Annotated in this window: 26 protein-coding genes; 10 read left to right on the top strand and 16 right to left on the bottom strand. The window is 71.1% G+C overall.

Annotated features, from left to right (window positions below; translation table 11 throughout):
• From ABD340_RS30485 to ABD340_RS30445, 9 genes are read right to left on the bottom strand one after another with little or no spacing between them, the layout of a single operon-like run.
• The gene (locus tag ABD340_RS30485; RefSeq protein WP_344593603.1) at nt 1-1,191 is read right to left on the bottom strand and encodes a M20 metallopeptidase family protein; all 1,191 of its coding nucleotides are present in this window, start codon (nt 1,189-1,191) and stop codon (nt 1-3) included.
• Nucleotides 1,188-2,720 (bottom strand): class I adenylate-forming enzyme family protein, encoded by a 1,533-nt coding sequence (locus ABD340_RS30480; RefSeq protein WP_344593601.1) that lies wholly within the window; start codon nt 2,718-2,720, stop codon nt 1,188-1,190. Before ABD340_RS30480 ends, ABD340_RS30485 begins: the two co-directional genes overlap by 4 nt.
• A complete protein-coding gene (locus ABD340_RS30475) occupies nt 2,717-3,148 on the bottom strand; it encodes a PaaI family thioesterase (protein ID WP_344593599.1) in 432 nt (143 codons plus the stop codon). The genes ABD340_RS30480 and ABD340_RS30475 overlap by 4 nt, the downstream gene beginning before the upstream one ends.
• 3 nt (nt 3,149-3,151) lie before the next feature.
• Entirely contained in the window at nt 3,152-4,180 is a 1,029-nt protein-coding gene (locus ABD340_RS30470; protein ID WP_344593597.1) for a zinc-binding dehydrogenase, read from the bottom strand.
• Between the two features lie 54 nt (nt 4,181-4,234).
• Nucleotides 4,235-4,867, bottom strand: a complete 633-nt coding sequence (locus ABD340_RS30465; protein WP_344593595.1) for a VOC family protein — start codon at nt 4,865-4,867, stop codon at nt 4,235-4,237.
• Nucleotides 4,864-5,610, bottom strand: coding sequence for an ABC transporter ATP-binding protein (locus ABD340_RS30460; protein ID WP_344593594.1), 747 nt, complete (start codon nt 5,608-5,610; stop codon nt 4,864-4,866). Before ABD340_RS30460 ends, ABD340_RS30465 begins: the two co-directional genes overlap by 4 nt.
• Nucleotides 5,603-6,454 (bottom strand): ABC transporter ATP-binding protein, encoded by an 852-nt coding sequence (locus tag ABD340_RS30455; RefSeq protein ID WP_344593592.1) that lies wholly within the window; start codon nt 6,452-6,454, stop codon nt 5,603-5,605. Before ABD340_RS30455 ends, ABD340_RS30460 begins: the two co-directional genes overlap by 8 nt.
• A complete protein-coding gene (locus tag ABD340_RS30450) occupies nt 6,451-8,328 on the bottom strand; it encodes an ABC transporter permease (protein WP_344593590.1) in 1,878 nt (625 codons plus the stop codon). The genes ABD340_RS30455 and ABD340_RS30450 overlap by 4 nt, the downstream gene beginning before the upstream one ends.
• A gap of 4 nt (nt 8,329-8,332) precedes the next feature.
• Nucleotides 8,333-9,505, bottom strand: a complete 1,173-nt coding sequence (locus ABD340_RS30445; protein ID WP_344593589.1) for an ABC transporter substrate-binding protein — start codon at nt 9,503-9,505, stop codon at nt 8,333-8,335.
• A gap of 257 nt (nt 9,506-9,762) precedes the next feature.
• On the opposite strand from ABD340_RS30445, the gene ABD340_RS30440 reads away from it, so the two are divergent.
• From ABD340_RS30440 to ABD340_RS30425, 4 genes are all read left to right on the top strand, one after another.
• Entirely contained in the window at nt 9,763-10,635 is an 873-nt protein-coding gene (locus ABD340_RS30440) for an alpha/beta fold hydrolase (protein WP_344593587.1), read from the top strand.
• A 48-nt stretch (nt 10,636-10,683) separates the two neighbouring features.
• A complete protein-coding gene (locus ABD340_RS30435; RefSeq protein WP_344593586.1) occupies nt 10,684-10,893 on the top strand; it encodes a hypothetical protein in 210 nt (69 codons plus the stop codon).
• Between the two features lie 74 nt (nt 10,894-10,967).
• Complete coding sequence (locus ABD340_RS30430) at nt 10,968-11,480, top strand: Chromate resistance protein ChrB (RefSeq protein ID WP_344593585.1); 513 nt, start codon at nt 10,968-10,970, stop codon at nt 11,478-11,480.
• A complete protein-coding gene (locus tag ABD340_RS30425) occupies nt 11,477-12,634 on the top strand; it encodes a chromate resistance protein ChrB domain-containing protein (protein ID WP_344593583.1) in 1,158 nt (385 codons plus the stop codon). The genes ABD340_RS30430 and ABD340_RS30425 overlap by 4 nt, the downstream gene beginning before the upstream one ends.
• A 365-nt stretch (nt 12,635-12,999) precedes the next feature.
• Here ABD340_RS30425 and ABD340_RS30420 read toward each other — a convergent pair whose 3' ends face one another.
• The 6 genes from ABD340_RS30420 to ABD340_RS30395 all read right to left on the bottom strand — a co-directional run bounded on the left by ABD340_RS30420 (nt 13,000) and on the right by ABD340_RS30395 (nt 18,431).
• The gene (locus ABD340_RS30420; protein ID WP_344593582.1) at nt 13,000-14,040 is read right to left on the bottom strand and encodes an NAD(P)-dependent alcohol dehydrogenase; all 1,041 of its coding nucleotides are present in this window, start codon (nt 14,038-14,040) and stop codon (nt 13,000-13,002) included.
• A gap of 38 nt (nt 14,041-14,078) precedes the next feature.
• Nucleotides 14,079-14,267 (bottom strand): hypothetical protein, encoded by a 189-nt coding sequence (locus tag ABD340_RS30415; protein WP_344593580.1) that lies wholly within the window; start codon nt 14,265-14,267, stop codon nt 14,079-14,081.
• On the bottom strand, nt 14,264-14,635 hold the full coding sequence (locus ABD340_RS30410) for an ABC transporter permease subunit (protein WP_344593579.1): 372 nt from the start codon (nt 14,633-14,635) through the stop codon (nt 14,264-14,266). Before ABD340_RS30410 ends, ABD340_RS30415 begins: the two co-directional genes overlap by 4 nt.
• Before the next feature lie 2 nt (nt 14,636-14,637).
• Nucleotides 14,638-14,805 carry a hypothetical protein gene (locus tag ABD340_RS30405; protein ID WP_344593577.1) on the bottom strand — a complete coding sequence of 56 codons (168 nt, stop codon included), beginning with the start codon at nt 14,803-14,805 and terminating at the stop codon, nt 14,638-14,640.
• A 176-nt stretch (nt 14,806-14,981) separates the two neighbouring features.
• The gene (locus ABD340_RS30400; RefSeq protein ID WP_486303566.1) at nt 14,982-17,696 is read right to left on the bottom strand and encodes a family 78 glycoside hydrolase catalytic domain; all 2,715 of its coding nucleotides are present in this window, start codon (nt 17,694-17,696) and stop codon (nt 14,982-14,984) included.
• Between the two features lie 60 nt (nt 17,697-17,756).
• Nucleotides 17,757-18,431 carry a GntR family transcriptional regulator gene (locus tag ABD340_RS30395; RefSeq protein WP_344593575.1) on the bottom strand — a complete coding sequence of 225 codons (675 nt, stop codon included), beginning with the start codon at nt 18,429-18,431 and terminating at the stop codon, nt 17,757-17,759.
• 96 nt (nt 18,432-18,527) lie between these two features.
• Between ABD340_RS30395 and ABD340_RS30390 the strand changes: the two genes are divergently transcribed.
• The 5 genes from ABD340_RS30390 to ABD340_RS30370 are packed head-to-tail and all read left to right on the top strand — an operon-like array spanning nt 18,528 to nt 21,603.
• On the top strand, nt 18,528-19,319 hold the full coding sequence (locus ABD340_RS30390; RefSeq protein ID WP_344593574.1) for an SDR family NAD(P)-dependent oxidoreductase: 792 nt from the start codon (nt 18,528-18,530) through the stop codon (nt 19,317-19,319).
• Nucleotides 19,319-19,705, top strand: a complete 387-nt coding sequence (locus ABD340_RS30385) for a hypothetical protein (protein WP_344593572.1) — start codon at nt 19,319-19,321, stop codon at nt 19,703-19,705. Before ABD340_RS30390 ends, ABD340_RS30385 begins: the two co-directional genes overlap by 1 nt.
• On the top strand, nt 19,614-20,204 hold the full coding sequence (locus tag ABD340_RS30380) for an amidohydrolase family protein (RefSeq protein ID WP_344593571.1): 591 nt from the start codon (nt 19,614-19,616) through the stop codon (nt 20,202-20,204). The genes ABD340_RS30385 and ABD340_RS30380 overlap by 92 nt, the downstream gene beginning before the upstream one ends.
• Nucleotides 20,201-21,265, top strand: a complete 1,065-nt coding sequence (locus ABD340_RS30375; protein ID WP_344593570.1) for a VOC family protein — start codon at nt 20,201-20,203, stop codon at nt 21,263-21,265. Before ABD340_RS30380 ends, ABD340_RS30375 begins: the two co-directional genes overlap by 4 nt.
• On the top strand, nt 21,265-21,603 hold the full coding sequence (locus ABD340_RS30370; protein WP_344593568.1) for a hypothetical protein: 339 nt from the start codon (nt 21,265-21,267) through the stop codon (nt 21,601-21,603). Before ABD340_RS30375 ends, ABD340_RS30370 begins: the two co-directional genes overlap by 1 nt.
• Nucleotides 21,604-21,741: 138 nt before the next feature.
• Here the strand turns inward: ABD340_RS30370 and ABD340_RS30365 are convergent, their stop codons facing one another.
• On the bottom strand, nt 21,742-21,975 hold the full coding sequence (locus ABD340_RS30365; RefSeq protein WP_344593567.1) for a hypothetical protein: 234 nt from the start codon (nt 21,973-21,975) through the stop codon (nt 21,742-21,744).
• 207 nt (nt 21,976-22,182) lie between these two features.
• On the opposite strand from ABD340_RS30365, the gene ABD340_RS30360 reads away from it, so the two are divergent.
• A complete protein-coding gene (locus ABD340_RS30360) occupies nt 22,183-22,692 on the top strand; it encodes a CHAP domain-containing protein (protein WP_344593565.1) in 510 nt (169 codons plus the stop codon).
• The last annotated feature ends 311 nt before the right edge of the window (nt 22,693-23,003 follow it).

Genomic DNA, 23,003 nt, shown 5'->3' with positions numbered 1-23,003 from the left:
TCACGGTACGGCCGATCCCGCCGCCGCGAGCCGGCGGGTGGCGAGCTCGGCCAGCAGCGTCGCGGCGTCCGCGATGACGGCGTCGTCGAATCGCGCCAGGGGCGAGTGGTTCGAGGGGACGGGGCCGGAGGTGAGGTCGGCCGCGCCGACGAAGACGAACGCGCCCGGCACCTCGGCGAGCACCCGGGAGAAGTCCTCCGCGCCCGTCTTGGGCGCGGCGAGCGTCTCGAACGAGCCGAAGACGTCCTCCACCGCGCGCTGGGCGAGCGCGGTCTCGTCGGCGTCGGTGACGGTCGCCGGGTACTGGTACTCGAAGTCCAGCGCGACCTCCACGCCGTGGGCGAGGCCGACGTGCTCGACCAGCCGGCGGATCTCCCGCTCCGCCTTGTGGAGCACCTCCGGTGAGAAGCCCCGGACGGTGGCGCCGAGCGTGGCGTGGTCGGGGATCACGTTGGCCGCCTCGCCGGCCTGGAGCCGCCCGACGGTGACCACGACCGGGTCGAACACGTCGAAGCGCCGGGTGACCATCGTCTGCAGGGCGCCGACCAGCTCGGCCACCACCGGGACGGGGTCCTTCGCCTTGTGCGGGCTGGCGCCGTGCCCGCCCGCCCCGTTGACCGTGGCGTCGAAGACGGCGGACGCGGCCATCAGCGTGCCGGTCCGGCTGTGGAAGGTGCCGGTCGCGTACTCGGTGCTCACGTGGACGGCGTAGGCGGCGACCGGGCGGTCGCCGGACGCCTCGAGGACACCCTCGGCGATCATGTGCCCGGCCCCGTCGAAGCCCTCCTCCCCGGGCTGGAACATGAAGATCACGTTGCCGGATAGGCGGTCCCGCCGCGCGGACAGCAGCCGCGCCGCGCCCACCAGCCCGGCGGTGTGCAGATCGTGGCCGCAGGCGTGCATGGCGCCGTTGGACGCCGCGTACGGCAGCCCGGTCTTCTCGGTCACCGGCAGGGCGTCCATGTCGCCGCGCAGCAGGACGGTCGGCCCCGGTGAGCCGCCGCGCAGCACCGCCGTCACCGAGTCCAGGGACTTCCCCGTCCGGATCTCCAGCGGCAGGCCGTCCAGCGCGGCGAGGACCCGCTCCTGCGTCCGCGGCAGCCGCAGCCCCACCTCCGGTTCCCGGTGGATCTCCCGCCGGAGCCGGATGAGGTCATCGGAGAGGGCACGGGCGTCGTCGCGCAGGGTCATCGCTGTTCTCCGGCGGGTCGGGGGGACGGTGGGAGCTCGCCGAACGCGGTCCGCGCGCGCTCGGCGAGCGAAGCGCGGTCGATCTTATTGGTGGACGAGAGCGGGAGCGCGTCCACGAACCACACGCGGCGCGGATGCTGGTAGGCGGGAGCGTTCTCCAGCACGTGCCGCTTGATGCCGTCGGCGTCGGCGCGCGCGCCGGCCCGCGGCACCACGAACGCGACCGGCTTGGTGCCCTTGATCTCGTCCGGGACGGGGACGACGGCGGCGTGCAGCACGCCCGGGTGGGACTGGATCACCTGCTCCACCTCGCCGGGGTAGATGTTCTCGCCGCCGGAGATGAACATGTCGTCCGAGCGGCCGACGAAGAAGTGGAACCCGTCGGCGTCCACGCGGAAGATGTCCTTGGTGTGGTAGAAGCCGTCCGCGGTCACCGGGTCGGGGACGTCCGGCCGGTTGTGGTAGCCGGTCATCAGCGCCGGGCAGCGGATCTCCAGTACCCCCTGCCCGGCGCCGGCGGAGCCGTCCTCGCCGACCAGGCGGAGTTCCACCTCCGGGTCGGCCACCCCGACCGAGCCGTCCGGTGTGGGCCGCCCGTCCGGATGCGCGGTGAACGCGATCGGCCCGGACTCGGTCGTGCCGTAGCCGTTCCGCACGACCGCGCCGGGGAACACGGTGCGCACCTGGTCGAACAGGCTCTGGCTCGCCGGTGCCGAACCCATGAACAGCTCGGTGACGCTGGACAGGTCGAGGCCGTCCAGCAGGTCCCGTTCCTGGAACAGCATCGCGATCATCGGGGGGACGCCGGTGATCCGGGTTGGCCGGTGTTCGGCGATGGCCCGCAGGTAGCCGCGCGCGTCGAAGGCGGGCATCAGGACGCTGGCCGCGCCCGTCACCAGCGCCGCCTGCACGGTCGCGAGCGCGTTCATGTGGTAAAGCGGCGCGGCGACCAGGTTGCGGACGTCCGGCGGCGGTGGTGTGGCAGCGCGCACCTCCAGCACCCACAGGTGGCTGCGCTGCGACAACTCGACGCCCTTCGGCCTGCCGGTGGAGCCGGAGGTGTAGAGGAACATGGCCGGGTCGGCGGGCTCGGGACGGTGCGACACGAAACCGGCGGGGTCGGCGGCGGGGTCCGCGTCCAGCGGGAGCTTCGGGAGGTCCACGCCGTCGGCGAGCCGGCGGTTCCGGTCGTCGGCGAACACCGCGACCGCGCCGGAGTCGGCGAGGATGTACTCCACCGCGGACGGCGGCAGCCGGTGGCTGATCGGCACCGGCACCAGCCCGGCGCGCTGCAGGGCGTAGAACGCGGCGAGCCAGCGCGCGCTGTTGTGCCCGAGGACGCCCACGCGGGAACCGGCGGCGAACCCCTGATCGCGAAGCCACCGGCCGGTCGCGCGGACGGCGGTGTCGAACTCCGCGAAGCTCCACGTCCGCAGCGCCGCGCCGGCGGTGTCGGTCTCGATGAGGGCGGGCCGGTCCGGACGGGTCAGGTCGACGGCGTCACCCTGGTTGACGTGGTCGAAGGTCACGGTCCGTCCCCTCCGGCGGCGGCCAGGAAGGTGCCCCTGCCGACCGCCACGATCTTGCCGTCCGCGCCCGTCACCACCGCCTCGGACACCGCCACGTGGCGCCCGGGCTTGAGCACCGTCCCGACCGCGGTGAGCGGTCCCGGACGGGCGGGACGCAGGTAGTCCAGACGCAGGTCGAGGGTGGGGACCGCGCGTCCGACGGTGCCGACGAGGGCCCAGTCGGCGGCGAGGTCGGCCAGCGCCGCGAGCACGCCCCCGTGCGCGGTCCCGCGCTCGGGGTTGGACACGAACTCGTCCCGCCAGGGCACCTCCACGGTGATGCTGCGCTCGCCCAGCGCGACCACCCGGATGCCCAGCCACCGGTGGAAGGGGCTCGCGAGGATCTCCCGCTGGACGTCCTCGACGGCCGGCGTCCCCGTCTCCGCCATCTCTCAGCCCTCCAGCCACGGGTCGACGACGACCTTGCCGATGACCTCGCGGTCGCGGAGCCTGCGCAGCCCTTCGTGCGCCTTGGACAGCGGCAGGACGTCGTCGACGACGGGCGCGAACTCGCCGGCGGCCACACCGGCGAGCAGGGCACGGAAGTCCTCGGCGGTGAACCCGTTGGAGCCGACCACCTGGAGCTCGAACGTCCAGATGTAGCGCAGGTCCTCGGGCGGGTCGAACCCGGCCGTGGCGCCGCAGACGAGGATCTTCCCGCCGCGCTTCACGGCGCGCAGGGTCGGCGCCCAGGTGTCGCCGCCGGTGTAGTTGACGACGACGTCCACGCCGCCGTCGTAGCCGTGCCGCCGCGGTTTGCCGTAGCGGTCCTTGACCCACTGGAGGAAGTCGGTCTCGCGGTAGTCGATGACGTGGTCGGCGCCCAGTTCGAGCATCCGCCGCGCCTTCTCCGCGCTGCCGACGGCCGCGATCACCTCGGCGCCGAGCTTCTTGGCGAGGATCACCGACGCGGTGCCGACGCCGCCGGACGCGCCGAGCACCAGTACCGAATCGCCCGCCCGGACGGTCTCCTTGTCGACGATCATGCGGTGCGCGGTCCCGTAGGCGACCGGCAGCGCGGCGGCGTCGGTGAAGGAGACCTTGTCCGGCAGGGCGATCAGCTGCTCCGCCGACACCATGACGTACTGGGCCAGCCCGCCGTCGAGGGTCTCCCCCATCAGCCCGCGCCGCGGGTGGTGCGGATGGACGAGCACCCGGTCGCCGGGCCGCCAGCCTTCGATGCCCTCGCCCGTCTCCTCGACCTCGCCGGCGATGTCGAGCCCGATGACGATGGGCAGCGGGACGCGGATGCCCGGCATCCCCCGCATGGTGAACACGTCGTGGTAGTTGAACGAGGTGGCCCCCACCTTGACCACGACCTCGCCGGGCTCCGCCCGCGGGCGCGGATGCTCCTCGCGCAGGCTCAGCTTGTCCAGGTCGCCGTGTTCGGTGAGCACGACCGCGCGCATGGTGTCTGCCATGACCGCCTTTTCTCGTGTCGTCGGGAGGGTGCCGCGCCGGCCAGGTCCGGCCGGTCAGAGAAGGGTGACGCTCCCGTTCGGGGTGTCGATGGTGAAGCTGACGCCGGGCTCGCCGGTCTCCACCGGAAGGTCCACGTCCAGGGCGTCCAGCAGCGGCGCGATCTCGGCGGGGTCCTGCGCCCGCAGGGTCAGCGCCGTCAGCGGCGTCTCCGGCAGCCCGGCCGCCGTCGGGTGCACGGCCGCGCCCCAGTCGATGAGGAACGGGACGACGCCGGACGGGTGGGCGTCCTCCGACGGCGTGAGCCGCCACTCCAGCAGCGACCCGGCAGGGGTACGGCGGCTCATCGGCCGCACGTCGCCGGGATCGTAGCCCCGTTCCCTGGCGCGGGCGACGGCGGCGTCCAGGTCCGCGGGGCGGATCACCCAGGTGACGACCTTGGCCGCGGCCAGGTGGTCGATGCCGAACGGGCGCGGCAGCTCCGGCTCGGGCTGCTCGGGGTCCGGGCCGATGATCTCCAGGTAGCGCGCGCCGCCCAGCCCGACCAGGAAGTTGGCGGTTCCGCGGCCCGGGTGCGCGCCGCCGACGACGGGCTCGGCGCCCGTGCGGCGGGCGAAGTCCGCGACCGTGCCGGCGAGGTCGGGCGTGGCGTAGACGAGGTGGTCGAACTCGTCGGGTATTGCGGTCATGATGCCTCCGTTTCACGCTGGACTGTCTTGCCGAGGTAGGACTCCCGGATCTTCGGATCATCCACCAACTCCCGCGCCGGACCGGACGTCACGAGTTCGCCGGTCGCGAGCAGGTAGCCGCGGTGCGCGATCGACAGCGCCAGCTCGGCGTTCTGCTCGACCATGAACGCGGTGACGCCCAGCTCCCGGTTGAGCTGGACGACGGTGTCGAGGACCCGGTCGACGAACAGCGGCGACAGACCCATCGTCGGCTCGTCCATGCACACCACTCTCGGCCGCGACATCAACGCGCGCGCGAACGCGAGCATCTGCTGCTCCCCGCCGCTCAGCGTCCCCGCGTCCTGGCGGCGCCGTTCGGCGATGCGCGGGAACAGGTCGTACATCTTCGCCAGATCCGCGGCGATCTCCCGCCGGGACCCGCGGGTGAACGCGCCCATCCGCAGGTTCTCCTCGACGGTCATCTCCGGGAACACCCGCCGGGCCTCCGGCACCGAGGCGATGCCCCGGCGGATCCGGGCCGGTGTCGGCTCGCGGGTGATGTCGGCGCCGTCCAGCAGGACCTGCCCGCCGGTCGGGCGCACCAGGCCGAGGATCGTCTTCATCGTGGTGGACTTGCCGGACGCGTTGCCGCCCAGCAGGCAGACGATCTCGCCCTCGAACACCTCGATCGACACCGAGCGCAGCGCGTGGAAGTGCCCGTAGTGGACGTCCACGTCGCGCAGCGACAAGATCGGATCAGTCATCGGTCACCGGTGCCCTTCGCCGTCCGAGGTAGGCCTCGATGACCCGGGGGTCGGCCTGGACGACCTCGGGGGCGCCGTCGACCAGCAGCTTGCCGCCGTCCAGCACCACCACCCGGTCGGAGACGGCGTTGACCAGGTCCATCTTGTGCTCGACCAGGAGCATCGTCTGGCCTGCCTCCTTCAGTTCCAGCAGCTTGCGCATGATCTCGTCGGTCTCCGCCGGGTTCATGCCGGCCGTGGGCTCGTCCAGGAGCAGCAGGCGCGGGTTCGGCACCAGCGCCCGGGCGATCTCGGTGCGCCGCCGGTTCGCGTACGACAGGGTGTGGGCGCTGTGTTCGGCGCGCTCCGGCAGCCTGTCGGGGAACCGGTCGAGCTGCTCGGCGACGAGGCGCCGCACCTCCTCCTGCTCGCGGCGCCGGCGCGGCCCGCCGACCAGGCTCGCCACCGCCTCCAGGAACAGCGGCGCCCAGCGCGCCACCGGTGTGTCCGACCACGTGCTCAGCGGGCGGCTCGCGCGCCGCGTGGCGTGCAGCGCGACCTCCACGTTCGCGGCGACGGTCAGGTTCCCGAAGACGCGGCCGTTCTGGAAGGTGCGGGCGATCCCCGCCTTCGCGACGCGGTGCGCCTTGTGGCCCTGGATCTCCCGCCCGGCGAAGACGATGCGTCCCGCGTGCGGCGCGAGCAGCCCGCTGATCAGGTTGATCGTGGTCGTCTTCCCCGATCCGTTCGGGCCGATGACGCTCACGACCTCGCCCTCGCGGACGGTGAAGGAGACGTCGTCGACCGCGCGCAGGCTGCCGTACGAGAGCGACAGGCCCGACACCTGGAGAAGTTCGCCGCTCATGCCGTGTCCCTTCTGGGGGCGGTCCTCAAGACCCCCCGGACGGCTCCGCCGCTCGTGTCGGCGGCCCTTCCGAGGAGACCCTGAGGTCGGAACCGGACGAGGAGCACCAGCACCAGCCCGTAGAAGAGCATCCGGTAGTCCTGCAGGTCGCGGAACAGCTCGGGGACGCCGACGAGCACAATGCTCCCGAGGACGACGCCGAGCGGCGAGCTGATCCCGCCCAGCACCACGATCGTCACGGCCAGCAGTGAGATCTGCATGTTGAACACGCTGGGGTCGATGTAGCCGTACTGGTGGGCCTGCAGGCTGCCGGCGATCCCGGCGATGAACCCGCCGATGGCGAACGCCAGGGACTTGTAGGACGCCGCGTTCACGCCCGCCGACCGCACCGCGACCTCGTCCTCCCGGATCGCCGACCACACGGTGCCGAGCGGCGAGTTCTGCAGCCGCCGGACGACGCCGATGACCAGCAGCAGGACCACCAGGTTGAGCAGGTAGAACGTGGCGGGCGTCTCGAACCGGAACCCCAGGATCCGCGGCTGCGGAATCCCGGAGATGCCCTGCGGCCCGCCCGTCAGCCAGTCGGCGTTCAGCATGAACGCCGCGACCATCATGCCGGTGCCGAGGGTGGCGATCGCGACGTAGTGGCCGCGCAGCCGCCAGCTCGGCGCAACCAGCACCACGCTGACGACCGCGGCGACGACCCCGGAGACGAGCAGGGCCGTCCAGAACCCGAGGCCGATGCGGGTGGTGAGCAGCGCGGACGCGTAGGAGCCGAGCGCGAGCGGGCCCGCCTGGCCGAGGGACATCTGCCCGGCGTTGCCCGCGAGCAGCGTCAGCGACAGCGCGAGGATCGCGAACACCAGGATCTGCGCCCCGACCTCCAGCACGTAGTCGCTGAACAGGAACGGCGCGACCGCCACGGCGAACACGATGAGCGCCGCCGCCTGCCTGCGGTGCAGCCGGTACGGGGTGCCGCTCCCGAAGAACGTCCCCGTCATCGGCTCGGCCGCGAGCGTGCGGGCCTTGCCGAGCAGCCCGGACGGCCGCAGCCACAGCACCGCGATCAGCACCGTGAACGTGATGAGCTGGCGGGCGCCGTCGCCCCACTGGGCGATGCCGAACGCCTCGGCGATGCCGAGCAGCAGCCCGCCGACGATCGCGCCGGGCATGTTGCCGAGCCCGCCCAGGGTGGCCGCGGTGAACGCCTCGAACACCGCCATGGCGCCGATGGTCGGGTTGATGTTGCTGACGTACATGCCGACGAACACCCCGGCGAGCCCGCCGAGCGCGGACGCCAGGACGAACGCCGCGTTGTCCACGGCCCGCACCGGGATGCCCATCTGCGCGGCGGCCTGGCGGTCCTGCGCGGTGGCGCGGATGGCCTGGCCGAGCCGGTGGTGGCGGAGGAACGCCGCCAGCGCGGCGATCACCACCGCCGTGATCGTGAGGATGACGACGTGCAGCGTCCCGAACCGCACCCCGGCCACCTCGAAGTCGTCGCTGGACAGCAGCTGCGGGAACCGCCGGGTTTCCGGCGAGAAGACCAGCTGGGCGGCGTTCTCCAGGATGATCGAGACGCCGAAGGTGGCCAGCAGCGCGGCGATCGGCGGGGCACCGGCGAGCGGTTGCACCGCGAGCACGTTGATGACGAGGCCGAGCAGCCCGGTGAACAGCACGACGCCGATCACCGCCGCCCACAGCGGCCAGTGCATCTCGGCGATCAGCCACCAGCCGGTCAGCGCGCCCACGGCGAACACCGAGCCCTGGGCCAGGTTGATCAGGTTGGAGACGCCGAAGATCAGCGAGATGCCCACCGCGAGCAGCGCGTAGGCGCCGCCGTTGATGACTCCCGAGACGAGGATCGAAAGCATCGGCTCACTCGGCCCCGTCGGCCAGGACGTACTTGCCGCCCTTGACGACGACCTCCAGGAAGCGCGCCCCGGCGACGCGCCGGTCCGGGCCGAACGTGAGCGGGCCGTAGCTCACGCTCGGGATGTCCTTGCCCTTGAGCAGCCCCTGGTGGATGCCCTCCCGGGTGGCGCCGTGCTTCTTCGCCGCCCAGATGAGGATGTTGATGGCGTCGTAGGCGCCGGCGGCGAACATGTCGGGGGTCTCCTTGTAGCGTCCCCGCCACTTCTTCACGAACTCCCGCACCTCGGGGCGCGGCTCGTCGGCGAAGAACGTGGTGCTGAGCCGGACGCCCTCGGTCGCCGTCCCGCCGAGCGCGAGGAACTGCGGCGAGTACGCGCTGTTGGCGATGACGATCGGCAGCTTCTCGAAGCCGACGGAGCGGGCCTGCTGGGTGAGCAGGGCGGCGTCCTTGTAGTAGCCGATGATGACGAGCATGTCGGGGTTCGACTGGCGCGCCTTGATCAGCGTCGGCCGGAAGTCGGTGGAGGAGGCGATGAACCCGGACGAGTAGGTGATCGTGTCACCGTTGGCCTTGGCCGACTTCTCGTAGATCTTCCAGACCGTGGCGCCCCAGTCGGTGTCCAGGTAGACGACCGCGTGCCGCTTGCCGTGCTTGTGCGCCAGGTCGGCCTGGCTCTTGGCGGCGTCGTTCTGGCTCTGGGCGTTGCTCCACACGTACTCGCCGCCCTTGGTGAAGTCCGGGTGCGAGTCGGTGATCCCGAACTGGGTCAGCTTCGCCCGTTCGTAGATGCTGGACGCGGCCATCGACGCCGGGCTGGCGAAGTCGCCGAGTTCGGCGACGATCCGGTCGTCCGAGGCGAACTTCTGGGCGATCGTCACGGCCTGGCGCGGCGCGGCCTGGCTGTCCTGGACGTCCACCTGGATCTTCCGGCCGCCGATCCCGCCGGCCTGGTTGGCCTCAGCGAGCGCGAGGTCGAATGCCTTCTTCCAGATCGCCCCGTATTCGGCGCTGTCACCGGTCATCGGCGCGGAGACGCCGAAGACGACCGGGCCGGAGGACGAGCCGCCGGCCGAGCCGGACGAGGCGGAGAAGGGGTTCCGGCAGGCGTTCAAGGTCAGCGCACCGGCGCCGAGCAGGGCGCCCTGCAGTATGCGGCGGCGAGAAAGGTCGTTCACGGTTTCCCCTCAGCGGACGAGCGGCGGCGTTTCGATGGAATCGAAGGCAAGCTGGTTATTCCTACCGGATAAGTGGGGATATTACGTACACGTGTGTATACGGTCAATCTCGGCAGTTCGTGAGCAATCCCACAGCAGGCCGGCGGTCGACGAACCCGGCCCCGGCGAGCCGGGTCCACGTCCCGGCAACCTCCCCGACGACATCCGGTGGTATGAGAGCAGGAGGCGAAACGTAACTTCTACGGGCATGAGGTGACATGGACTACGACGAGTTCGGGTTCTTCGAGGAGAACGCCCGAGAAGCCGGCCTACCTTGGGCGGGTCCGCCGACCGTACGGCGAGAGTTCGTCGAGGTCGGGCCGAAGCAGCGAGTGAGCGCCCTGGTCTGGGGCGAAGGACCGCCCCGGACCGTGCTGCTGCACGGCGGCGCGCAGAACGCGCACACGTGGGACACCGTCGCCCTGGCGCTCGGCCATCCCCTGATCGCGGTCGATCTGCCCGGCCACGGACACTCCGACTGGCGTGAGGACCGGGACTACTGGCCCGTCCGCAACGCCGATGCGGTCGCCATCGCCATCGAGCGGCTCGCCCCCCAGGCCGGATCGGTCGTGGGCATGTCGCTGGGCGGACTCACGGCGATCCGCCTGGCCGCACAACATCCGTCGCTGGTGCGCAGGCTCGTCGTCGTGGACGTCACCCCCGGCGTGACCCGCGAGAAGGCCGCGCCGATCGCGGCGTTCGTCAACGGTCCCGAGACGTTCGGATCCCTGGACGAACTACTGGCACGGACGGCCCGCTTCCATCCGGGCAGATCGGTGAGCTCGCTGCGCAGAGGCGTCATGCACAACGCGCGCCGCGCCCCCGACGGCACATGGCAATGGCGCTACGACCGGCTCCGGCCGCCCGGCGACCGCTTCGGATTCGAGGGCCTCTGGGACGATCTCGCCAAGGTGCGGGCACCGACGATGCTGGTCCTGGGATCACTCTCCGGCGTCGTCTCCCCGGACGACATCACCGAGTTCACGCGCCGCCGCTCCCAGGCACGGATCGAGACCGTCGAAGGCGCAGGCCATTCCATCCAGGGCGACAAGCCCGTCGAACTGGCGCACCTCATCGAGGACTTCGCCTAGCGATCGGCCCCTCGAGAAGAACTTCCGGGAGCCCAAGGCAAGCGGATCGTGGTCGTCCAGGACGACCACGCCACCACCGCGGCGGTCGACGTGGTCGAGCATGCTGGAGGGCGATCTGCTCCGGCAGCAGATCGGCATGGCGTTCCAGCACTTCAACCTGTTCCCGCACATGAGCGTACTGCGCAACTCACGCCGCCGCTGCGCGTCAGCACGTTCGCGTCGTTCGACAGCCGGGTGTTGCGGGCGATCCAGGATTGATGTAACCATGGTTACATGATTGGGGATAGCGGGGGTCTGCATTGAACGGCCCGCCGCCGCGGCCGGGTGAGTGGGTGCTGCTGTCGTATCGGGTACCGCGCGAGCCGTCGGCGCCGCGGATCGCGGTGTGGCGCAAGCTCAAGCGGCTCGGCGTGGCCCAGCTGGGCGACGGGCTGGTGGCGCTGCCGTGCGATGCCCGCACCCGCGAGCAGCTGGAGTGGATCGCCGAGGAGGTCACCGAAGCCGGCGGCACCGCCGGTCTCTGGCTGGCCCGCCCGGCCACCCAGGCGCAGGAGCGTGCCCTGGCCGCCGCGATGGCCCAGGCCCGGGCGCAGGAGTACGCCGCGGTGCGCGAGGAGGCGCTGGCCGCTCTCGCGCTGACCGGAGCCGCGCGGGCGGGTGCGGTGCGGCGGCTGCGCGGCGAACTGCGGCGCATCATGCGCCGCGACTACTTCCCGCCGGCCGAACGCGACCAGGCCCGCGCCGCGGTCGAGGACCTGACCCGCCCATCAGCCGCCCCGGCCCTCCCGCAGACCGACACCGCCGTTGCAGACACCGGCGCCGCCGCTATCGAGGAGCCGTCATGAAGTGGGCCACCCGCCAGGGGATCCACATCGACCGGGCCGCCTGTGCCTGGCTGATCCGCCGCGAGATCGACGCCGGCGCCGAGTTCGTGTTCGTCGCCGACCCCGCCCAGGTGCCGGGCGAGGCGACCGGCTTCGACATGCGGGGCGTGGACCTGGGCCACCACGGCGGCGACTGCAGCTTCGAGACGATCCTGCGCCGCTACGAGCTGACCGATCCGGTGCTGTGGCGGATCGCCGAGATCGTCCACGAGGCCGACCTGGACGACGAGCGCTACGACGCCCCCGAGGCCCCCGGCCTGGACGTGGTGCTCCGCGGCCTGTCCATGGTCGTCGGGGACGAGGAGATCCTCGCCCTCACCCGGCCGCTGTTGCGCAACGGCGACGGCGACGGCGGCCCCGAACCACTGATCTCCGACGACATCCTGCACCACGAACCGCCCAGCCCGCGGCGCGGAGCCAGGGTGCTGGCCGCCGGGCTCGTCCTGTGGGGAGCACCGCTGGCAGCCGTCGCCGCCCTCACCGGCACCGGCAGCGTCTTCACCGACCAGGGCCTGTTCTTCTCCGGCACCGCCCTGGTCACCTTCGGCGGCGCCTACGCCGTGCTGTCCTACGTCGCCCAGCAGGCCGTCCAGACCTACGGCTGGCTCAACCCCGGCGAGATGGTCCGCGGCCTCGCCCTGGCCGAGACCACCCCCGGACCGCTCATCATGGTCGTGCAGTTCGTGGCGTTCGTCGGCGCCTACCGCAACCCCGGCGACCTGGACCCCTGGGCCGCCGCCCTACTCGGCGCGCTCCTGACCACCTGGGTCACCTTCGTCCCCTGCTTCATCTTCATCTTCCTCGGCGCCCCCTACGTCGAACGACTGCGCGGCAACTCCTCCATCTCCGCCGCCCTGACCGGCATAACCGCCGCCGTCGTCGGCGTCATCGCCAACCTCGCCGTCTACTTCGCCCCCCACACCCTCTTCCGCGACACCCACACCACCGACTGGGGCCCCGTCCACCTGCTGATCCCCGACCCCGCCACCTGGCGCCCCACCGCCCTGGCCATCACCCTGGCCGCCCTCACCATGATCTTCCTGCTCCGCTGGAGCGTCCTGCGCACCCTCGGCATCTGCGCCGTCCTCGGCCTGGTCGCCACCCTCATCTGGTGACGACCGGCCGGGCGCCGTCCTCCAGTGTGCCGTCGTGGCTGAAGATGACGTCGGCGTCCGTGGTGGGCGAACGCGCCGACGCCTGGGCGGACGCAGAACTCGGCGCAGCGGCCGGCCTCGTCCAGGAAGCCGCCGCGCCGGTCCAGCGTCGCCAGCCGCCGGGGCCACCTCGCAGGGTCGGTCGAAGGTGGAGTCGACCAGTCAACAGCGCTGAAATGGGTCTTTCAGGAAGCAAGCAGCATCCGCGTCTGCTCCCCTTGACCGGCGTACGGCTCGGCACCGACAGGACGAGACGACCGCGACTCGCCGCAACCGGGTGCGCGCTGCTGGCAGAGCCGCCCACCATGGCCCGGCCAGTCGCCTCTTCAGTCCAGGTCGGACATGTCGAGCACGAAGCGGTACCGGACGTCGTTTCGCCGGAGCCGGTCGAGTGCCGTGTCCAGCTGTGACGAGGGAAGCACTTCGACGTCGGCGGCGATGCCGTTGTCGGCGCAGAACTGGAGCATCTCGGCTGTCGCGGGGAGGCCTCCGCTGCCCGCGGAGCTGAGCTTCTTGCGGCCCACGAGCAGGTCCATGGCCTCGACGGTGACCGGGCCCAGGTATCCGAGGAGGCTGAGGGTGCCGTCCATCGCCACCAGTTTCAGATACGGGGCGAGGTCGTGGGGTGCGGAGATGGTGTCGATGACGACGTCGAAGGTGTCGCGTGCCGCGGCCATCCGCTGGGTGTCCGTGGCGGCGATGAGGTCGTGAGCACCGAGCCGGCGGGCGTCCTCGCGCTTGTCCTGCGTACGGCTGATGACGGTCGTGGTGGCGCCGAGCGCCACGGCCATCTTGACCGCGAGGTGGCCCAGGCCGCCGAGCCCGGCCACGGCGACGCGGCTGCCGGGGCCCACGCCGAGGGAGCGCAGGGGTTCCCAGACGGTGATGCCGGCGCACAGCAGCGGGGCGGCCGCGGCCGGGGCGAGGCCGGAGGGGAGCGGGTAGGCGAATGTGTCGCGCACGACGTACTCGCGGGAGTAGCCGCCCAGGGTGGTCGACCCGTCCTGCCGGCCGGTGCCGCCGTAGGTCAGGGTCGGGAAGGAGTGGCAGAAATTCTCCTGCCCGGCTTCGCACATGGCGCACACGCCGCAGGAGTCGACGATGTTGCCCACCGCGACGCGGTCGCCGACCGAGAAGGCGGTCACCTCGGAGCCGATCTCGGTTACCACGCCGGTGAGTTCGTGACCGGGCACCAGGGGCGCTTTCGCGTGCTGGTCGTAGTCATGCAGGGCGTGCAGATCGGTACGGCACACCCCGCAGTAGTCGACCTGCACCGCGATGTCATCTGGGCGCAGGTCACGGCGCTCCAGCGACGTACGCCGCAGCGCCATCGGGCCGGTCGCCTGCCATCCGGTGGTCGTTCGCACAGCTGAGGCGGCGTCTCAGGCCGGCCCGGCAAGCTCGCTCATGCCGGAATCTGGGCCGCGGCCGAACGCAGCCGCGCCCGTGCCCGGAGATGGACGGCCAGCGCGCCGATCAGCAGGACGGAGGCCAGCAGGATCAGGTTCGGCGCCGGGTTGAACAGCCCATCGATCGAGCCGCCGTAGGGCGGCATGATCCACGGGGGGATCTCGCCGAGGCCGTACCCGTTCATGATGATGCAGAGGCCGCCGTACACAAGGGCGGCGACCGCGACGCCCGGCCCCCCGCGAAGCCGAACGGGGGCGAATCGGGCAGGCTGTGGCCCTGGGCGAACACAGCGAACAGGAACACGGCGAACAACGGCGTGCCCACATACGCCCAGGGCCGCCATCGCATGGTCAGGCCGACCCGCGCGGCCCCCGTCAGCGTGGCGACCACGCCCGTGACCGGCCCCACCAGGGGGAACACGATCTGGACGAAGAGGCGTAGCGGCCGGGCGCCGTCCACCCGCGCGGCCTCCTCGTAGGCGGTCGGCAGCCCGCGGAAGAAGCCGGTGTAGAGGAAGACCGCCAGCGGCATCTGGAGACCCAGGTAGACCAAGATCAGCCCGACGCGGTACCGGTGAGCCCGGCCTCCACCATGAAGGCGTACAGCGGGATCATCCCGAGCCGTATCGGCATGATCAGTGCAAGGGTGAACAGCCCGAACACCAGGCCGGACAGCCGGAAACCCCGCCGGGCCAGCGCGTACCCGGCCGGTGCCGCCAGCACGACCGCGCCGGTCTCAGCACGCTGTTGAACAGCGCCTGGGGGAAGGACACGGTGTCGCCGCCCGCCTCGTTCCAGGCCCGCCCGACGTTGCCGAGGGACGGCGAGGCCGGCGCGACGCAGCCCAGGATTTTGAGCCGTTCCTTCATGAGAACCTTCTTCCTGCCCCAGGCCGAGGCTCAGTCGCGCGCCACCAGCCGGAGCCGGTGGTGCCCGCCTCCCACCTCGATGACGAGGTGCTCGCCGCTGCGTTCGATCCCCTTGACTCCGTGCGCGGGTAGGTCTCGCGCGGTGCGGTCGTCGCCGGACCGCCAGAGGGTCCGGCCGTCCTTGGTCAGCTCCGCGCCACCGGGAGCGGGCAGCCAGATCTCGGCCTCGCTGGTCGCCGGCACCTGCACCAGGATGTCCAGGCCGTCACCGGAGGTGTACCAGTCGACGGCGGCGTCGCCGCGCGCGGTGCGCACCCTGGCGCCGGCGCGGTCCAGCCGGCGGGTCAGGGCGGGACGCACCCGGATGCGCCGCCAGCCCGGTGCCGCGGGCGCGAGCCCGGCCACATCGTTGAAGAGGAACTTCTCGATCATGGCCATGAGCTTCATGTTCCGGCTGAAGGCGGCGTCGCCGCCCCACGTCTCCCAGATCGTCGTGGCGCCCCGCTCGACCTGCTCGCCCCAACTCGGGAACGTGGTCTTGGTCGCGATGCCGTACATCACCTCGGCCGCGCCGATCCCGGGCAGCACGTTCTGGAGCGCCGCGGTGCCCATCGTGCCTGTGCCGAGGTGGCCGCCGTCGCTCCGGATCCGCTCGACGAGCACGCGGCCCGCGCTTTCGCGGTGCTCGTCCGGGACGAGCCCGAACCACAGCGGCATCGCCTGAGCGGTCTGCGAGCCGGTGGCGTAGCGGCCGGTGGCCGGGTCGAGGAAACGGTCGTTGAAGGCGGTCCGGATCGCCTCTGCCAGTTCACGGTAGCGAGTGGCGTCGGCGTCCTCGCCGACGACCGCGGCGGCATTGGCGAGCATCGTGGTCACCGCGAAGAACCAGGCGGTTGATGTCAGCTCCACGGGCGTCCGCTTGGGGCTGAGCGAGCAGGTGCCGTCCGGCTGAGGTTCCATATGGTCGCCGAGGCCCTCTCTGAGGATGAGGTCCTTGGCACGGGTCCGCAGGAATTCCACGCCCCGGCGCATGCCCGGGTAGTGCCGTTCCAGGATCGAACGGTCGCCGTAGAACCGGTACAGGTTCCACGCGATACTCGGATACGACGTCATGGCGAAGTCGGGCAGCGGCGAGTACGGCCAGTGGACGACCGAGGAGAAGTCGTCGGGCAGCTCGTCGCGTTCCTTCTCGTAGTCGGCCAGGTCATGCTCCTCCAGGGCCTGCATATCGACCTTGCCGCGCCACTGGAGGGGGCAGATGGTCGGGAAGCGGCCGTCGGGAAGCTGGGTGTCGGCGAGGTCGTCCAGCCACTTCAGCCAGAAGCCGCGCGCCTCGAAGCCGTAGAGGTAGTCCTCGACCGACCAGCCGGGATCGCCGACCCAGCCGACGCGTTCGGCGCGGTCGGCGGCGTCCTGCGGGAAGCCCTGGAAGCTGGCGCGGAACGTCCACAGCACATTGCCGTGAATGCGGTTGAGGAGGTCGTCGGAGCATTCGAACGAGCCGACGCGCTCCAGGTCCGAGTGGACGACCCTGGCCCGCAGCTCGCGCAGCTCCACCTCGGGGCTCGATACCGCCACCTCGACGTAGCGGAATCCGTGCAGGGTGAACCGGGGTTCCCAGACCTCCTCGGCGGCGCCCTTGAGGGTGTAGACGTCGGTCTGCCTGGCGGCGAGCCAGGCTTGCATGTTGGCGTCGTCGTCGAGGTTCCCGGCGGCGTCGATCTCGCCGGCGTGCCGTAGCTCGACGCGCGCTCCGGCCGGGCCGGTCACGCGGATCGCGGTCCAGCCGGAGACATGCTGGCCGAAGTCGACGACCCGGCTGCCCTCACCGGCCGGAGAGGTAGCGACCGGTGACAGCGTCTCGATCACACGGACGGGCTCCAGGAGCTGCGCCCGGATCCGTCCGGCAGGGGCCCGCACTTCCGTCGCCGGTGACCAGCCCGCGGCCGCGAACCCGGCGCGGTCCCAGCCGGGGACTTCTTTGCGGGCGTCGTAATGCTCGCCGTGCGTGTAGTCGTTGTAGACGATGGGCCCAGGGGCCGTGCGCCAGGCGTCGTCGCTGACGACCGTCACGCGCTCCCCCTCCGCCGTCTCGATCTCGATGCGCAGCAGCGCGGCGGGACGGTCGCCCCACGGCGTGCGCGGGAACGGACCGGGACCGTTGTCGGACTCCGCGCTGTACCAGCCGTGGCCGAGGATCAGGCCGACCGCGTTCGCTCCCGCGTTCACCTGCCCGGTGATGTCATAGGTGGAGGCAAGGACGCGCGGGTTGGGGATGCGGGCGGGCTCGCCGTCGCCGTCGCGCAACTCGGGATCGTGGTCGTAGCTCGTGGTGGCGGGGTCCAGAACGCGGTCGCCGACGCGCCCACCGTTGAGCCGCAGCTCGTAGAAGCCGAGCGCGGAGACGTGCGCGCGGGCGCGCGTGACCGTTCCGGCCACGGTGAACTGCGCACGGAGCAGCGGCGAGGAGACGCCCTCGTCTCCCGCGATCCATTCGGCCCCGCCCCAGTCCGACGGCTCCAGCAGCCCCATCTCGAACGTGGCGGGCGGGGCGTCCGGGCCCGGGCCACCGCGCCCCCACAAGCGCACCGTCCACCAGCAGAGCTCACCGGAACGCAGCGGACGGCCCGCGTAGGCGACTCCGTTCACCGCGTCCGCCTGGACCCGGCCGGAGTCCCACAGATCGGCGCTTCCGGGGGCCAGCAGCTCAAGCTCGGAGGCGACCAGGACCTGGTACGCCCGCAGTTCCTCCGCGCCCGGCCCTTTTCGGTGCCGGGCAGGTCGGTGTCGGTGACGACGACGAGCTCACTCATCGGCGGTCTCCGGCAGCGAGGCCCGGATGCGTTCGGCGGCGATCTCGATGTGGCGCGCCATCTCGGCCTGGGCAACCGCGGGGTCGGGGTCGAGAATCGCGTCGAGCAACACGTCGTGGGTGCCGGCGTGGTGCTCCAGCTCTCCCGGCTGCAGCGCGGCCGTGGCCGCACGCAGGAACGCGCCGATGCGGCTGCGCAGTTGAGTGACCAGCTCGCCCACTAGGCCGTGGTCGGCCAGTTCCCAGAGCCGCTCATGAAAACGCTGGTCGATGTCGAACACCTGCCGGAAGTTGCCGTCGACCGCTTCCCGGCGCATCTGCGCGACCATCGCGCGCAGTTCACGTTCGGCCTCCTTCGTGAGCCGCTCCTGGACGCGCCTGACGACGAACTGCTCGAGCACGACACGCAGCGAGCACAGTTCGTCCAGCTCTCGGAGGGTGAGCGTGGCGACACGCGAACCACGGCGGGGAGCCCGCTCGACCAGCCCTTCGTCGGCCAGTTTCGACAGCGCCTCGCGGATCGGAATGTGACTGACGCCCAGCTCGGCGGCCAGCGCGCGCTCGACCAGCCGTGTCCCGGGCGCGTAGCGACCATCGTGGATCGCGTCCCGGATGCTGCCGGCGACCTGGTCGGCGAGGTTCCCTGCGGGAAGTGGGTTCAGTGTCATCACTGCGCTTCCGTAGTCTGCGAACGCTATAGCATCTAGCGTATAGCTAAACTCGCTATAGCATCTAGCAAAACCCTGGGTGAGGGAGAAGGCAGCATGCGGATCGCGGGGCAGCGGAAGGCGCTCGTCACCGGTGGCGGCTCGGGCTTCGGGCGGCTGATCGCCCATCGGCTGCACGCCGCCGGCGCATCGGTGACGGTCGTGGACGTCGACGCCGACAGCGCCCGGGCGGTCGCCGGCGAGCTGGGTGACCGCGCCCTCGGCCTGACCGCCGATGTCCGGTCGGCCGGGGCGATGGCGCGTGCCGTCCGGAAGACCGAGGAGACGTTCGGCGGACTGGACACCCTCGTCGTCTCGGCAGGCGTCTTCCACATCGGCTCGCTTGAGAGCATCACCGAACAGGAGTGGGACCGGACACTCGGCGTCAACCTGAAGGGCGCGTTCCTCACCGTCCAGGCCGCGGCCGCGCCGCTGCGGGTCAGCGGCCGCGGACGGATCGTGACGATCGGATCGGACTGCGGGCGGCGCGGCTTCCCCCGGCAGGTCCCCTACGTCGCCTCGAAGTTCGGCCTGATCGGCCTGACCGAGTCGGTGGCGGCCGAACTGGCACCGGACGGCGTCACCGCCAATTGCGTATGCCCGGTGGGAGTGCCCACGACGGGCATGGGCCGGGAGGTACTGGACTGGAAAGTACGCCAGGCCGGAGAGTCAGCAGAGGCGATCATGAAGGCGACCGCACGGACCAACCCGCTCGGCCGCAACGCCGGTGCGGACGACGTCGCCGACGCCGTGCTCTTCTTCCTCTCCGAACAGGCGGGATTCCTGACCGGGGTGACCCTGGACGTGGACGGCGGCGCGCACTTGGGCACAGTGCCGGGGGCGCGCTGATGGCCGGCGTCCCGCTGGTGGACACGCACGTCCACTTCCACGACATGAGCCATCCCAAGCTGCGGTACGCCTGGCTGGAGCCCGGCGCGCCCGTGGACGAGGTGACCGGCCCCGACGCCGCGATCCGCGCCCAGCGCTACTGGGCCGACGACTTCCTCGCCGAGACCCGCTTCCACAACGTCGCCAAAGTCGTGCACGTCCAAGCCGCGATCGGAAGCGACGACCCGGTGGAGGAGACCCGATGGCTCCAGGACTTCGCCGACCGGCTCGGAGCCCCTCACGGGATCGTGGCCTATGCCGAACCTCGCCCACCCCGACGCGGCCGGAGTGCTCGCCCGGCACGCCGAGTCCGCCAATCTGCGCGGCATCCGCGACCTGCGCTATGACGGCTATCTGACCGATCCGGACTGGCATCGGGGCTACGCCGCCTTGGAGCGGTACGAACTCGTCTGCTGCGACGATCCGGCCGTCGAGGAGATGGCGGACGCGCGGAGACTGGCGGAACGCCACCCCGGGGTGACCCTGTGCGTGGACCACGCCGGATACCCTCGCCGCCGGGACCGCGCGTACTTCGAGGAGTGGCGCGCCGGAATTCGCGACCTGGCCAAGGCCCCGAACACGGTGGTGAAGATCTCCGGCCTCGGGCAGGCCGACCACCGGTGGACGGTCTCGTCACTGCGTCCCTGGGCGCTCGAATGCATCGAGGCGTTCGGCGCCGACCGCGCGTTCTTCGGCTCGAACTGGCCCGTCGACCGCCTCTACAGCTCCTACGGCGACGTCGTGAACGCCTATGCCGAGATCATCGCGGAGTTCGGCGAGCCCGACCGGCATGCGCTGTTCCACGGCAACGCCGAACGGATCTTCCGACTCGGGGAGACCGCATGACCGCGCGCATCGCGGTGGTCGGCTGCGGGTGGTGGTCCACCTACGCGCACCTGCCCGCGCTCTCGGAGCACCCCGGTGCGGAGGTCGTCGCGCTGGCCGACCCCGACCCGGCGCTGTCCGGCGGAGGGCAGGGACAGACCCAGATCACCCATGCGGCGGCACTGCTGCTCTGGCTCACCGGTCTCCGCCCGCGGGGCATCGCCGCCTTCCGCGCCGATTCCGAACTGGAGGTGGACCTCGCCGACAGCATCGCGATCCGCTTCGAGGGCGGCGCGATCGGAACGATGAGCTCCACCGGCGCCGTGCTGCCCGACCATGAGGAGATCATGCGCCTGGAGATCTTCGGCCGCCACGGGCACATCCTGCTGGACGTCAACCAGGGCACGGCGAAGGTCCACCACGCCGACGGGCTCACCGAGCTGCCCCGCCTGCCCCCCCGGCAAGCGCAATTCCGAGCACGCGCCCGTCCGCAACCTCGTGGACGTCGCGCTGGGCCAGGGCCGCAACGGCTCCCCCGCCGGCATCGGCCTGGAGGCCGTCCAGTTCGTCGCGGCCATGTACCGCTCGGCCCGGGAGAACACGGTCATCGACCCGACACGGCTCTGAGAGGGACGGAAATGCTCACAGGTTTCTCGCACGTGGGATTCACGGTCACCGACGTCGAGGAGGCCGCCGCGTTCTACCGGAAGGTCTTCGAGGCCGAGCCACTCGTGCGCCGCGTGTACGACGCCCCCTACACCTCGGTCCAGGTGGGGTACCCCGACACCCGGCTGGACATCGCGATCTTCCAGATCCCGGGTTCGGACGGGCTGCTCGAACTCATCCAGTACCTGAACCCGGTCGGCGTCCCGGTCGACCTCGAGACCAGGAACCCCGGTACCGCCCACCTGTGCCTGAACACCGACGACCTGGACGCCGAGCACACCAGGCTGACCGGGCTCGGGGCGACGCCCCGCAGCGCGGCACCGGTCGAGATCACCTCCGGCCCCAACGCGGGGCGCCGGGTGGCCTACTTCCGCGACCCGCAGGGGCTGACCCTCGAACTGATGGAGATCCGCTGATGCGCGTCGCGAACCTCGACGGCCGCCTCGCCCTGCTCACCGGCTCCGGAGCGCTGGACGTGGAGCACGCCTCCGGCGGCCGGTTCGGCGCCGTCCCTCAGGACGTGTACGCCCGCTGGGCCGAGTTCGTCTCCTGGGCGGCGACGGCGTCCGGCGGGACGCCCTACGATCCGGACCGGCTCGGCCTGCCTGTAGCCCGTCCGGCCGATCGGTGCCGCCTCGGCCGAGGTGAAGGTCGCCTGGTCGTTGGGAGGTCGAACATGGAACGGCCCGTTCAGCTGTGCGGTGAACGGGCCGTGGTGAGCGGTCGGGCAGGAACCTGCACCGCCTCCCGATGACACGGTCAAGTGTCATGCAGGATCGTGGGTGGTCTTTTCCTTGGTGCAGGTGTCGCCGAACCAGTCGTCCTCGCTCTTCTTGTAGCATCCAGCCCCCTGGCCATTGCCGTCGATTTTCCCGATGTTCGAGTTCCCATTCTAGAAATCACCATAGACGGCATTTCCGTCATATTCCTTGTCGCAGACCCCGATCTGGACCCTCCGGCGACCGTTCTTGGTGTAGGACTTCACCCAGCCCCAGTCCTTACCCTGCTTCAGCTTGAAGGTCTTCAACGGTGCCATGACGTGGGCGTGGGCCGGTGCCAGCCCAAGGCCGATCGCCAGGCTCGCAGCCGCCGCGGCCCCGAGCAGAGTCGCGGTGAGCTTGGCCATGCTTCCCCGGTCGTTCCAGAGCTACTGGGGCTGATGTGGCCCACGGCCGCTAGGTGGGTGCACCGTCGCCGGGCGAGCTGGGCGCGAGGCGCACTTGACGCCGTATACCGACCCCCGCGAGGTCGACAACCATCGCGAATCCGGTATGCGATGATCTTGTTGCCGGACATTTCGAACCGGCGTCCGCACGCCCCTCGAAGGAGCCATATGCGCTGGGCCATGATCACAGTCGCCACCGTCACGGCCGGCGGCCTGTTCTCCCCCATGGCGTCCGCCGCCACCGTGCCTCACCCCGTCCAGGCCGCCGCCTGCGACAAACCCTGCGACCGCACGATCGAGGACGACTACCCCTACAAGAGCCGCCCCAACGTGGTCGACCCCTGGAACTTCTGGACGGGCCAGTGCACGTCCTTCGCCGCCTGGCGGATCAACGACCGGCTCGGCATCAAGTTCACCAACGCCTACAAGGGCGTCAGCTGGGGCAACGCCAAGGACTGGGACGACGCCGCCAAGAAGGCGGGGATGAAGGTCGACAGCAAGCCCAAGGTCGGCGACATCGCCGTCTGGAACAGCGGCACCTACGGTCACGTCGCGTACGTGGCCAAGATCGACGGCTCGAAGATCGTGGTCGAGGAGTACAACAAGTCCAAGCCCCTCGCCTACACCAAGCGCACGATCGCCGCCAACACCGTCGACAACTTCATCCACTTCTTCTAACCCAGAGGGCCTGGGCCGAGTCCAGCTCGACCAGGCCCGAGCCCCTTCCCGCCGCCGAGCCGAGCGGCTCGAGCCGCGATCAGGCCGTTGCGCGCACGAGGTGCTGGGTCCCGCGCAGCACCGCGAGCGGACCACCGACCGGTCCTCGAGCCGGGCCGTGAGATCGTGCAGCGTGAAGTCGGCCAGCCGCGTCCACAACCCGAGATAGGGGCGTTCACCGCCTGCGCCTGCAGCCCGACCAGTCGGTCCGTCTCCGGCACCGACAGCGGCGACCGCTGCAGCGTCGCCCGGTTCTACGTCCGCCTAGCGAT

The sequence above is a fragment of the Actinomadura vinacea genome (assembly GCF_039532545.1).
Classification (GTDB): domain Bacteria; phylum Actinomycetota; class Actinomycetes; order Streptosporangiales; family Streptosporangiaceae; genus Spirillospora; species Spirillospora vinacea.
This window is presented reverse-complemented; position numbering and strand designations above follow the sequence as displayed.